This window comes from Bacillus sp. mrc49 (genome assembly GCF_002803435.1).
Map to the genome: position 1 here is coordinate 1 of NZ_PHNG01000696.1, position 14105 is coordinate 14105.

General features: G+C 39.4%; 7 protein-coding genes. All 7 read left to right on the forward strand.

Annotation, left to right across the window (positions count from 1 at the left end):
- Nucleotides 1–377 (forward strand): response regulator (locus tag CVN76_RS15560; RefSeq protein ID WP_157805675.1); only part of this gene is annotated, 377 nt, incomplete at its 5' end.
- A gap of 1156 nt (nucleotides 378–1533) precedes the next feature.
- A complete protein-coding gene (locus CVN76_RS15565; RefSeq protein WP_100532031.1) occupies nucleotides 1534–4251 on the forward strand; it encodes an alpha-mannosidase in 2718 nt (905 codons plus the stop codon).
- A 5-nt stretch (nucleotides 4252–4256) separates the two neighbouring features.
- On the forward strand, nucleotides 4257–5585 hold the full coding sequence (locus tag CVN76_RS15570; RefSeq protein ID WP_100532032.1) for a glycoside hydrolase family 125 protein: 1329 nt from the start codon (nucleotides 4257–4259) through the stop codon (nucleotides 5583–5585).
- Between the two features lie 74 nt (nucleotides 5586–5659).
- Nucleotides 5660–8317: an endo-beta-N-acetylglucosaminidase gene (locus CVN76_RS15575; RefSeq protein ID WP_232732266.1), complete on the forward strand. Its 2658-nt coding sequence runs from the start codon at nucleotides 5660–5662 to the stop codon at nucleotides 8315–8317.
- Between the two features lie 66 nt (nucleotides 8318–8383).
- Complete coding sequence (locus CVN76_RS15580) at nucleotides 8384–9028, forward strand: YesL family protein (protein ID WP_100532033.1); 645 nt, start codon at nucleotides 8384–8386, stop codon at nucleotides 9026–9028.
- Nucleotides 9029–9048: 20 nt separating this feature from the next.
- On the forward strand, nucleotides 9049–12183 hold the full coding sequence (locus tag CVN76_RS15585) for an alpha-mannosidase (RefSeq protein WP_100532034.1): 3135 nt from the start codon (nucleotides 9049–9051) through the stop codon (nucleotides 12181–12183).
- 107 nt (nucleotides 12184–12290) lie between these two features.
- Complete coding sequence (locus CVN76_RS15590) at nucleotides 12291–14105, forward strand: sensor histidine kinase (RefSeq protein ID WP_198512577.1); 1815 nt, start codon at nucleotides 12291–12293, stop codon at nucleotides 14103–14105.

The following is a 14105-nucleotide window of genomic DNA, read 5'->3' on the forward strand; positions in this document are numbered from 1 at the left end:
TTTTCTATGGCAAGACGGTTCTAATCACCGATGATGATCACCGTAATATTTTTGCATTAAGAAGAGCTCTTGAAAGTAAAGGGATGAAGATCCTGATTGCGAATAATGGCCTTGAATGCCTGGATGTACTAGACAAAAATAAAGGGATAGACCTCATTTTGATGGATATCATGATGCCTGAGATGGATGGTTACGAAACGATGAAGCGGATTCGTGACATAAAAGAATTTGCGGATCTTCCGATTATCTCCCTGACTGCAAAGGCGATGAAAGATGACCGGAAAAAATGCCTGGAATCAGGTGCGTCAGACTATATTAGCAAACCATTGAAATTGGAACAGCTGTTTTCCGTGATGCATGTTTGGATGACAAAGTAAGTGATTTACGGTAAGTGTGCAAAATCAAGTCCATGAACTATAAGACCTAGGATGATAAGTATATTTTGATTCTTTTTCTCTCGCTTTTACCGATAATTTGCATATATTTTAAGTTGTATTTTGCAAATATAACTTAAAAAACCGAGCTACCTTCACACGAGAAGATGGAAGGATTCAGCTAAATGAGACAAGGAAAAAACACGCCCTGAGTCGTATTTATACAATATGATTCTTAGGAGGGTGTTTAGCCAAAACCGAGCGGTAAGAGCAGAAAATGGATTATTATTGATGGCACAAAATGCAAATAGGAAAGTCAACTCAAAAAAAGCCCTGAATGTTCTACCTAGCGTAGAACATTCAGGGCTTTTTATTCCGGGAAATTGTATTAGAGTATTTGCGTTTGCGGCATAACCGTTAGATATGCGTCTAACAATAGGGGGCACTTCATTTACTGTGGGAGGCTTTTCTTTGTACTGGAAGGTTCAATTCATGCATCCTATTTCAACGAAAGATATTTTTATGGCTCCGGGTGATGGGTGCAAAAATGCAGATTGATGTTGCCAGAAGCTACCGCTCGGCTCTCTGGATCATTTATTGAACAGGGGCTCACGTAAAACTGAATTCTCATAAATTATGGATAAATTATAGATTATATGGAAAAAGCTTATCACTTTCTCTGTGGTGATTGACTATTGACTTGCTGAAACATATCGTTAATGTGAAGAAAAATAGAAGAAGGAGATTGTACATGAAAACGGCTATAGGCAAGATATAAGGATTATAGCGATTGAAATATGTACAAGAGGTGAAGTCGTCCTAGCACCGGATGGTTCCGATACCGATAGATTGACTCGTGTGTGAAAGAATTCAATGCAGCAGTTCCATACCGTTATAGGGACTCCGCTTCTCCTGGATTAGAAATAAATGAAGGCACTAAATCCACATAATTTAAATCGTGGCAAGGTCACCCTAAGAAAATATTGATAGCGCTTTCCTAATGGGGTTGGCTGTTCGTAGTGGGTGATGACTTATTATCTTTTTCACCAAGCTGGCTAATAATGAGATAGGAAAAAGTGTCAAGGTACATGGACGTGACTGAAGGGTGCTCTGGCGGCTACTTTCCTGTCGCAGGATTAAGATATAGGAGGGAAACAAGATGGAATGTAAGACTACTGCGCATATTATTTCTCACTCCCATTGGGATCGGGAATGGTATATGCCTTTTGAAAAGCATCGCTACCACTTAGTGAAATTAATGGATACACTTATCGATTTGTTTGAAAAGGGGGAAGATTTCAAGAGCTTTCACTTGGATGGACAGATGATTATCTTGGATGATTATTTCCAAATTCATCCTGACAAAAAGGAATGGATTAAGAAGCTCATACAAGAAAAAAAGCTTCATATCGGTCCGTGGTATGTGTTACAGGATGCCTTTTTAACAAGCTCGGAAGCGAATGTCAGGAATATGTTATATGGATTGCAAGCGGCAAAGGAATACGGTGCTGTGTCAAAGGTAGGCTACTTCCCGGATACATTCGGCATTTACGGGCAAGCGCCTCAAATGCTTCAGCAAGCTAATATCAATACTGCCGCGTTTGGGAGAGGTGTAAAACCGACCGGATTCAATAATATGGTGAGCGATGCGAAATCATTTGAATCGCCTTTTTCAGAACTTAAGTGGGAGTCGCCGGATGGTTCGGCGGTGCTTGGTGTGTTGTTTGCGAATTGGTATTCAAACGGCAATGAAGTACCAGTGGAAAGAGAGACTGCGAGAAAGTATTGGGAAACAAAACTAGCGGATGCCAGGAAATATTCTTCAACATCAAATCTTCTTTTCATGAATGGTTGTGATCATCAGCCAATTCAAGTGGATGTAGGAGAAGCAATCAAGGTGGCTGAAGAACTTTTTCCGGATATCACGTTTGTACACTCTAATTTTGATGATTATATGGAAGCACTGCAGAAAGCATTACCAGAACAGCTCCAGACGATTACGGGAGAACTGCGGAATCAACGTACAGATGGGTGGTCCACTCTTGTAAATACAGCCTCCGCCCGTATCTATTTAAAGCAGATGAATCAAGAGTGTCAAACGCTTTTAGAAAAAGTGGCTGAGCCGCTATCCGTTTTTTCATTCATCCTTGGTCATGAATATCCACGTGATTATTTGCGATATGCGTGGAAAACATTGATGGAAAACCATCCCCATGACAGTATTTGCGGTTGTAGTGTAGATGAAGTACATCGAGAAATGGTAACTCGCTTTGAGAAGGTTCAGCAGGTTGCATCATCCATTGTCGAGGAGAAGGCCAATGAAGTTGTATCTCATATTTCAACGAAACATAGTCTTGTTGATGAGGACATGATTCCCGTTGTTGTTTTTAACACATCAGGAAATCGACGAGATGTGGTTATCGAAAAGGAAATTGAATTAGAAAAAGTCTATTTTTCAGATATGCCTTTTTCAGAGATTCCAGCTTTCCTTGGTTCGAAGGATTTGCCTGATATTAATTTGGTTGATAAAAGCGGCAAGGTACTTGCTTGTAAAACAAAGGACCTTGGGACCCGGTTTGGATATGAGTTACCAGGAGATGGTTTCCGGCGTCCTTATTATGCAAGAATCATCAAATTAACATTCCTGGCTCAATCTCTTCCGGGTTATGGATATCAAACATATTATCTCAAACCGGCCAAGGAAACGAAGTGGAATGAACAGCCATCGATCAATCCATGTGTTCGTGAATTGGAGAATGAATTTGTTCATTTGTTTGTTCATGAAAATGGTTCGTATACATTGACTGACAAGCAAACTGGGAAAGTATTTAAAAATCTCGGAATATATGAAAATAGCGGGGACATTGGAAACGAATATATGTTCAGGAAGCCGAATGGTGAAGTTCCACTTACAACGAAAGATTTAAAAGCGGAGATACGAGTCGTTGAAGACCATCCAGTACGTAAAATTGTGGAACTTGTTCATGAGTGGGAGATTCCAAAAGAGGCCGATGAACAGTTTCAACGAGAAAAGGAACTATTGGTTTGGCATAAGGACCGGCTGTCAGGCCGATCTTCCGAAAATGTAACCATTCGCTTAACTACTCGAATTCAGTTAGATGAAAAAGCGAAGGGACCTTCAGTTAAGGTGACAATTGAAAATCAAGCAAAGGATCATCGTCTGCGTGTTCTTTTTCCGACTAATCTACATACGAGTGAGCACTATGCAGACAGTATTTTTGAAGTGGCCAAACGTCCTAATATACCGGAAAGAGAGTGGGACAATCCTAGTTTTGATCATCATCAACAGGCATTTGTAAGTGTAACGGATGGGATACAGGGGATGACAATTGCGAATAAAGGATTACATGAGTATGAAATCCTTGAGGAGCAACAAACAATAGCCGTTACGATTCTCCGTTCCACTTCTGAGTTAGGGGATTGGGGCCTTTTCCCGACACCAGAAGCTCAGTGCATTGGAACATATCAAGCAGAATGGATGGTCATCCCTCACCAAGGTACAGTCGTTGAGTCAGAAGCATTCAAAGCGGCGTATGACTTCCAAGTGCCTGTGATTGCTGTACAAACAGATATCCATGAAGGAGCACTTCCAACCGAAAAGGAATTTTTTACTTGGGAAGGTAAATCGTTAGCCATCTCTTCTATCAAGTTAGCGGAGGAAAGAGATGATGTAATTGCTCGATGGTTCAATACTTCTGAAGAAGCAACATTGGTAAATGCTCAACCATCGCAAGGAATAAATGGCTATAAGAGTACTATCGTTGAGAATGTGAAAGAGCCTTTTGGCAATACGAAAATTCAAGAAAAAGTAAAACCGTTTGAAATCATAAGCCTTGGTTGGCAAGTGAAGGAGTGAAGGTAATGAACACTGAGAAAACGATTCCGCAATCACTATCTTATTTCATCGAAAAGGTGAAGGAGAATTTCCCTGAAGATAAAAAGCTTCAGGAAATGTTTGAACGATGTTTTGTTAATACGTATGAAACAACACTAAAGCCGCAAGAAGATGGAACAACATTTGTCATTACAGGTGATATACCAGCTATGTGGTTAAGAGATTCAGCAGCCCAAGTGCGTCCATATTTACTGGCTGCCGAAAAGGACGAAGAAATGGCGAAATTAATTGAAGGTGTCGTTCGTCGTCAAATGAACTATATCGTTCATGACCCATACGCAAATGCATTCAATGAAGCCGCTAATGGAAAAGGCCATCAAGATGATAAAACGGAAATGTCCCCGATGACATGGGAACGCAAATATGAAATTGACTCACTCTGCTACCCGATTCAGCTTTCTTATCTTTTGTGGAAATCAACTGGGGAAACGGCCTGCTTTGATGACATATTTGTACAAGCATTGAACAAGATTTTGCACGTCTGGAAAGTGGAACAAAATCATGAAGATGAATCACCATATAGCTTCGAAAGAATGGATGTAAGGCAATCAGATACTTTGCACCGGGATGGGAAGGGATCTAAAACTGTGAGAACGGGAATGACCTGGAGCGGATTTAGGCCAAGTGATGATGCTTGTTTATATGGTTATTTAGTACCTGCCAATATGTTTGCCGTAGTAGTGCTAGGCTATGCCTCAGAGATTTGTAGAGAAGTTTTAAAGGATGAAGGTCTTGCGAAGCAATGTGAGCAATTAGCTTCTGAGATAAAAGCGGGAATAGAAGAACATGCAGTGTTAGAACATCCGATTCATGGAGATTTATATGTCTATGAAACGGATGGAATGGGAAGATATCATCTTATGGATGATGCGAACATCCCCAGTTTACTAGCTGCTCCATATCTGGGCTGGTGCCAATTTGATGATACAACCTATCAGAATACTCGACGCTTTTTATTAAGTAGGGATAATCCTTACTTTTATGAAGGAAAAGCGGCCCATGGAATTGGAAGTCCTCACACACCCGATCATTATATATGGCATATTGCATTGGCAATGGAGGGGATGACATCTACAGATGTTTCTGATAAAAAGAGGATTTTGGAAGCGATGAAGCAATCGGATGGCGGAACCGGATTTATGCATGAGGGCTTCAATGCAGACCAACCAGAAGAATTTACGAGAGAGTGGTTCTCCTGGGCAAATTCGATGTTCAGTGAATTTGTATTAAGCTTATGCGGTTTTGCAGTCAAGGGCAGCCCGCTCCATAAAAAGCTACAAGAAAACAATATCTGATTCAAGACACAGTACCGCATCTTGGTTGTTACAGAGGGTGGATAAAATGATCTTACTGACAGGAGTGGGGATTGTTGAAGATAAAATTTGGACTCGTCACTGCGTTCTTCGGTTTACTTTTAGTTTGTATACTTCCTATTACGGGTTTTGCAAAACAGCCGGAATCATCTTATTGGTATCCTGAAACATTATTAAACTGGAGTCCGGAAAATGACCCGGATGCTGTATATAACAAAAGCACCGTTCCATTAGCTGATAGAGAAGTTGTTTTCGATGTGAATGAAACAGCTCAGTCAGAAGCTAAGTTGGTTGCATTATCGGCATTAAACCCCAACACAAGCGGGGTGCCCTCTCAAGGTGGAAATGAATTTTTTGCGAATACATTTAGCTACTGGCAGTATGTTGATTTAATGGTGTATTGGGCGGGTTCTGCCGGAGAAGGAATCATTACTCCTCCAAGCGCTGATGTGATCGATGCCTCCCATAAGAATGGCGTTCCAATCTTAGGCACGATTTTCTTTCCTCCGATAACGTACGGAGGACAAGCGAAATGGGTAGAACAAATGCTTGCACAGCGTGAAGATGGGTCATTTCCTGCTGCTGACAAACTTTTAGAGGCAGCTGAATATTACGGATTCGACGGCTGGTTCGTCAATCAAGAAACAGCAGGTGGAAATAATGAAACTGCACAAAAAACGAAAAAGTTTTTAAAATATCTTCAAGACAAAAAGCAAGAAGACATGCACATTATGTGGTATGACTCAATGGTGGAAGACGGATCAATTAACTGGCAAAATCACTTAACAGATCGTAATAAGATGTTCTTACAAGATGATAAAGACAGAATATCCGACAGTATGTTTTTGAACTTCTGGTGGACGAATCAACAATCTTCCCATGATAAGGCATTGGAAATGGGTAGAAACCCTTATGACCTATATACCGGCATTGATGTAGAAGCAAATGGAACGAAGACAAACATTCCTTGGAATGGGATTTTTCCAGAAGGACAAAAACCTTTGACTTCATTAGGGATTTACCGTCCAGACTGGGCTTTTAAAACAACTGAAACAATGGAAGCGTTCTATCAGAAAGAACAAGAATTCTGGACTGGAAAAGCTGGGGATCCTCGCAAGACTGGTGAAAATGGAAACTGGAAAGGGATGGCTCATTATTTTACAGCAAAAACGGTGATTCAAGAGCTTCCTTTTGTCACTCATTTTAATACAGGTAGTGGGAAATTCTTTGCCGTGGCTGGATCAGCACAAAGGATGGAAGAATGGAATAACCGCAGTTTACAAGATGTTTTACCAACATGGCGCTGGCTAAAGGATAGCAAAGGGGAGCCTCTAAAGGTTGATTTTGATTGGGATACAGCATTTTTTGGTGGCAGCTCTTTGAAGGTCTCGGGTAACCTAACGAAAAAAAATGCGACTCATGTGAAGCTTTATAAAACGAATCTACCCATTGAAAAGGATACGGAGGTCTCTGTAACTTACAAAACGGCTGTGAAAAAGCCTAATATGAAGCTTGGTGTAAGCTTTGTGGATCAGCCTGATGATTTTGTGTTTTTTGATGTGAAGAAAAAAAGCCGAAATAAATGGGTGAAGGAAACATCTAAATTAAATAAATACAAAGGAAAAAAAATCGCAACCATATCTCTATTCTTCGAGAGTGATGAAGCAATAAAAGATTATCAAATCAACATCGGGGAAATTAAAGTTACAAACAAACATAACGCTAAAGAGGTCCCGGCTAAACCGACGAAAGCTAAGGTGAAAAATGCAACTTTCCCGAAGGGGCTATATGCTGATTTAGATGTATCATGGGAGTCAGTGAAAGGTGATATTCAGCATTATGAAATATATCGTGACCTTCCTAATGGTAAAAAAGAATTTATCGGAGCAGTTCCAAATGATGCATACTACATTTCAAATTTACGAAGAAGTGGTAAGGAAACAGCAACTACCCTGGAAATCGTAGCTGTAACGACTGATTTTGTTCGAGGCAAAGCTGCGAAGGTAATGTTTAAATGGCCTGCATACCCAAAACCAAAGGCAGACTTTAGCGTAAGTCAAACGGTTGCAGCACCAGGTGAAGAAATTCAATTTTTCAACCATTCTTCTGAAGCGACAGAAGAAGTTGAATGGCGGATTGAAGGTGGTACACCTTTAGAAAGTACAGAGAATAATCCCGTTGTAAGGTATGAAGAAGAAGGCGTGTACTCCGTTACTCTAACCGCTAAAAATAGCGAAGGAGAAGATGTCCTTACAAAAGAAGGCTTTATTACAATTTCAAAGGATGCAAAAAACATTACTAACGTTGCACTGAACAAAACAGCAACTGCTAGTGGGCAATGCGGCCCGTCTGAAGGACCAAAGTACGCGATTGATGGAATCGTGACGAGTAATAGTAAATGGTGTGCCATTGGTGCAAATCATTGGTTGGAAGTCGATTTAGGTGAGGAGTTACATCTATCAAAGTTTGTTGTCAAACATGCTGAGGCAGGTGGGGAGCCAGCAGCCTTCAATACGAGGGCATTCACGATAGAGGTGAGTCTTGATGGTGAAAAATGGACGAACGCAGTAACTGTTACAAATAATGCAGATGATATCTCGGAACATGCCATTACAACGACAGAGGCTCGATATATCCGCCTTTCTGTCCAACAGCCAACACAAGGTGGAGATCAAGCAATTAGAATATATGAAGTCGAGGCATATGGATATTAAGTAATATTGTAATCGGAAAGGGGTTTGTCCCCCTTTCCTTTTATCATATTGGTAGGGGATGAAAAAATGGGGAAAATGTTACAAGAAGTAAGTGAATGGATCGTTAGGTTAGTATGGACGAATATTCTTTGGTTTGCATTTATTGTGGCTGGATTAGGGGTTTTTGGTATTATGCCGGCGACTGTTGCTTTATTTACTGTTACACGAAAGTGGAAGATGAAGGACCTGGATGTTTCCTTATTGAAAACATTTAAAGAAACCTTTAAAAAAGAGTTTATCCGTTCAAATTGTATTGGCCTAATTTATGCAGCGATTGGCTTTTTTTTATATGTCGATTTAAGAATTGCTGAAAGCATGGATGGAACGTTTTCCGTTATTCTTTATGTCTTCATCAGCTTTATTCTTCTTTTATATTTGAATGCTGTCGTTCATTTTTTCCCTATGTATGTCCATTATCATTACTCTCTAAAGGATTACATAAAACAATCATTCATTATTTCTCTTATTAGTCCTGTTTCCACAATAATGATTTGTATCGGTTTGTTTTTCATAGGCTATTTAATTACGAATATGCCGGGACTTATACCATTTATATCAGGTGTACTACCTGCCTATTGGATTATGAATGTTTGTATAAAAAGGTTTAAAACTCTAGAACAGCAGCAAACGCAAGTAAATGAACATATGAAGATCGAACAAAGTATAAATTAATAGGAAAATGGGGGATTTATATGTTTTTAGTAGAAAGAAAGCTGGAAGCAAGAATACAAGAAATGGCACAGTATCGCTATCGTGATGGAATTGAGATTGGTCAGTTCAGCACAACTGAGGATGAGGGTGCAGTAGGAGCATATCCTCCTATGAAAAAGGGTGAATCGACATTACAATTAAGAGACCAATGGAAGGGGAGGGATCGGTATCTTTGGCTACATGCAGATGTTAAACTTCCAACGGAATGGGCGGATAGAAAAGTAGTCGGTTTATTTGACTTTGGACGTACAGGCGGAGGAAATAATTCTGGATTTGAATCATTATTATTCTTGAATGGAAATCCATACCAAGGTGTCGATTCTAACCATCAAGAAGTGTTTTTTCCAACAGCCGATATAGGAAACACAGTTCAACTAGATTTCAGACTTTGGTCTGGACTTGAAGGTGGCGGAGAGCCAAAGGAACAAATGTATACACTTGAGATGGCCCAATTGGCTTGGTTGGACGAGGCTGTAGATGATTTATATTATACATCCCTAGCAGCGTGGCAAACAATTAAAGAACTTGGTGATGAGCGACCAGAAAAACATGCCATTATCAAAGCGTTGAATCAAGCCTTCATGAAAATAAATTGGAGTAAACCTGGTAATGAAGCATTTTATGATAGTTGTGCGATTGCTAGGGGGGAATTAAATGAAAGTCTTAACGAAATCGAGAAACATCATCCTGTGACCATTCATTGTGTTGGTCATACACATATTGATGTTGCATGGCTATGGCGTTTGAAACATACACGTGAAAAAGCCGCTCGATCTTTTTCTACTGTTTTAAGATTAATGGAACAATATCCGGAATATTATTTTCTCCAAACACAGCCACAGTTATATGAGTATATTAAAGAAGACTACCCAGAAATCTATGAAAATATTAAAAAGCGTGTAAAAGAAGGTCGTTGGGAAACTGAAGGTGCAATGTGGTTGGAAGCGGATTGTAATATCCCTAGCGGGGAATCACTAGTGAGACAAATCTTGTACGGGAAGGAATTCTTTAAAAAGGAATTTGAGGTCGATTGCACATATCTATGGCTGCCAGATGTTTTTGGGTATTGCTGGGCACTTCCGCAAATTTTGAAAAAATCGGGAATCGATACATTTATGACGACTAAAATCAGCTGGAATCAGTACAATCGTATGCCAAATGATACTTTTAAATGGCGCGGAATCGATGGGACAGAAATCCTGACGCATTTTGTAACCACCCCTGAACCTTGGAATCCGGAAGATTCGTGGTTTTATACATATAATGGGCTGATTACCGCAAAGACTGTAAACGGTGCGTGGAATTCATACCGGAATAAGGATGTGAACCAAGATTTACTGCTTTCCTATGGGTATGGTGATGGAGGTGGAGGAGTCAATCGAGAAATGATAGAGCTTCGTCGCAGATTCGAGAATATGCCAGGACTACCAAAAGTAAAAACGACAAAAGCAGGGGATTACTTCCAAAAGCTACACAGGAATATGGAGAATTCAAATGAGTATGTCCACACGTGGGACGGTGAATTGTACCTTGAATACCACAGGGGAACCTATACAAGTCAAGCATATACAAAACGAATGAATCGTAAACTAGAGTTGAGCTATAGGGAGTCGGAATGGTTGTCTGTTTGGAACTCTTTACTGTCTTCATGGGCCAAATATCCTAAGAAACAGCTTGATGATGGGTGGAAGATTATTTTGCGGAATCAATTCCATGATATTATTCCTGGTTCATCCATTAAGGAAGTATACGAAGATGCAAAGGTGGAATATAAACAAGCAGAAGATATACAACTTGAAATGGATCAGAATAATTTCAAAGAGTTTATTGAACCTAAGCACGGAACGTATACGGTCTTCAATGCAACGAGCTGGCAAGATCAACAAAGCGTACTCATCCCATATGATCAAACGAATGATGCGGTTGGAGGATGGATATCAGGTTCAGATGAAATTCTATGTAGCCAACGAACTGAAAATGGCTGGTTAGTTGAATTAGAGGAAACCAAGCAATTCGGTGCAGTAGAAATTCAATTCAAACAAGATCGTCCGGTGGATAATAAAACGCCATTTCTTATTAAGGGAAGGGTGCTAGAAACACCTTTCTATCAAGTTGAATGGAATGACTCGCTTCAACTGACTCGCATATTTGATAAGGAAGCTAGGCGTGAAGTACTGGCACAACAGAAAAAAGGAAACATCATTCAAATTTTTGAAGATAAATCATTGGCACATGATGCGTGGGATATTGATTTGTTTTACCAAGAAAAAATGGAGGAGATCGGTGATGTAGTATCAAGTGAAGTTGTTGAAAATGGCCCGCTCCGTATTGTCATTCGGACGAAATGGAAGTATCAAAGTTCTTTGGTCGAACAAGATATGATTTTCTATGCACAAAATGGACGGATTGATTTTAAAACAAAAGTGGATTGGCATGAGCAACGTAAATTAATGAAGGTAGCATTCCCAGTTGATGTTCGTTCTACCGAAGCAACATATGATATTCAATTTGGTAACGTTAAGAGACCGACACATTGGAATACGAGCTGGGATATGGCACGATTTGAAACAGTTGGACATCAGTGGGCAGACCTTTCTGAAACAGGGTACGGAGTGAGTTTATTGAATGATTGCAAATATGGATATGACATTAAAGACCAAACGATTCGCTTATCCTTGCTAAAAGCAGCACTCCATCCGGATCCAACTGCAGATCAAGGTGAACACGAATTTACGTATTCACTGCTACCCCATCAGGGAGATTGGAGAGCTGGGCAAACAGTAAAGCAAGCATGGTTTATAAATAATCGATTGAAAGTGGTGAAAGGTGGATTTTCCCCAGTAGAAAGCTCGTTTATGAATGTGAATAATGATCATGTTAAGATTGATGCGATAAAGAAAAAAGAGGGCGATGACGCAGTAATCATTCGCCTTCATGAGTATGAGGGGCGACGCGGAAGTGTCTTGATTGAATTTCCGAGAACCGTTAAAAAATGGTATGAAACAAACTTGATGGAACAAGTCGATGGCAAGAAACAAACCGAACTTATCGACTTTGAAATAAAACCGTATGAAATCAAAACGATAGTAGTCTATTTTCATGATGAAATAAGGTAATCGTATTTATCCTCTGTCGGGCAGTGAATCAACTTCACTTTCCGACAGAAAATACGTAAAATGGTAGTTAAGTTATCAAATTGCAGGGAAGGATACGAGAGATGTTCTTGAGTAATATAATAAAGCGGCGGCTAACGAATAAGGTGTTTAGCAAAATTCTAATCACTTATTCCGTTACAATCCTTCTTACCATGTTTCTGTTGCTCCTTGTATTATCACGCTATTATACAGAAGTTATTATCCAGAAAGAAATGGACGCAAGTACAGAAACACTGGAAAGGGTTGAATCTTATCTCCAGCAAAAAGATGAGCATGTACAATATGTCATGCAGGAATTATATTTAAAAACAGATCTCATATACAATGATATTGCATTTGCATTGCAGCATGATTATGATGCGTATCTTGCGTATCGACTAGATAAGTATAGTGAAAACTCTTCATTCATTCCGAACAACTTAAATACATTTTTCCAAGCGTATTTTAGTCAAGATTCCGATATAAATGCAGTTCGTTTAAAAAGTGCAAGCCCCGGTACGGAGTATGAATATATAAATAGCCACTATAGATGGAATAAATATATGGATAAGAGAGAGCAAATGAACGGGAATCAGGAAGGTATGGCTGTTCATCCTGAAGACTTGCAATTTAAGCAAGTTGAGTGGGAGCAAAAAAGGAGTATCTTCAACAATATTCAAATATCTCGTTCCATTAATGATCCTGCGACCCTTAAGAAATTAGGGGATCTAACGGTTTATTATGATACGGCGGGAATTCAAGATTTGATTCGTTTAAGGAAATCCCAATTTAAAGGAACAGTCCATATTTTTCAACGTAATGGGGATTATCTTTACTCGTCAGACGAGGGTGCCATGCCAGTCCCATTGAAGGATGTACCATTTGAAACGAGCTTTAAGAAGATAAAGTGGAAGGGGAAAAACTACTATATCAATACATTGGCTGACGACCATAGGGGCTACCTATATATAGGTTTCATGCCTGAGGAAGATATTAAGAAAATAACGATTGTTCACAGGTATATGTTATTATCTACCGTTTTACTTTCCTGTATAGCAATTGCTGTAACCTATTTTGCGATGAGATCGTATTCTAGAAGAATCAATAAAATAGAAACTGCCATTCACGAAGTTCGCGGTGGAAACTTGCAAATCAGAATACCTAATAGTAGAGAAAAAGACGAGTTAACAGCGATATCAGAAAGTTTCAATGATATGTTAGATGATCTGAACATGTATATTAAAGATGTATATGTTTTAAATATTCGCCAAAGGGAGGCTGAAATGAAAGCGCTTCAGTCGCAAATCCAGCCGCATTTTCTATATAATACACTGGAAGCCATTCGGATGAAAGCTATAGCTGACGGATCTAAACCAACTAGTAACATGATTTATAGTTTAGGACAATTATTTCGTTATTCTTTAAGCAGCAAAGAAATCGTTCAAATTTCTGATGAAATCCAACATGTTAAGGAGTATATAAGCCTAAACCAGATTAGGTATGCTAACCGCTTACACGTGACGTACGAGATCCCAGATAATTGTTTAGACGAAAAAATCCTCAAATTTACCCTTCAACCGCTTATTGAAAATTATTTGGTTCATGGCTTCCGAAAAGAAACAAATAATAATGAATTATTAATAAAAGTTCAAAGAACTCATCAGGAAATGGAAATAATCATAAAAGACAATGGAAGAGGTATTCCAGCAGATGGTCTATTGGCTATTCAAACTAAATTGTTGGAAGGAACCACCACCTCTGAAGGTTCAATCGGGCTGAGTAATGTTCATCAAAGAATTCAATTAAAATACGGACAAAATTATGGGCTGCAGATCAGCAGTAATGAAGGAGAAGAAACGATTGTAGAAGTTCGATTTCCTGCAGCTAGGAGGGATCAGGTATAA

Bases quoted from the DNA above. Each gene is read 5' to 3' on its own strand.
- CVN76_RS15565 (WP_100532031.1), top strand. From the start codon at position 1,534: ATGGAATGTAAGACTACTGCGCATATTATTTCTCACTCCCATTGGGAT.
- CVN76_RS15570 (WP_100532032.1), top strand. From the start codon at position 4,257: ATGAACACTGAGAAAACGATTCCGCAATCACTATCTTATTTCATCGAA.
- CVN76_RS15580 (WP_100532033.1), top strand. From the start codon at position 8,384: ATGGGGAAAATGTTACAAGAAGTAAGTGAATGGATCGTTAGGTTAGTA.
- CVN76_RS15585 (WP_100532034.1), top strand. From the start codon at position 9,049: ATGTTTTTAGTAGAAAGAAAGCTGGAAGCAAGAATACAAGAAATGGCA.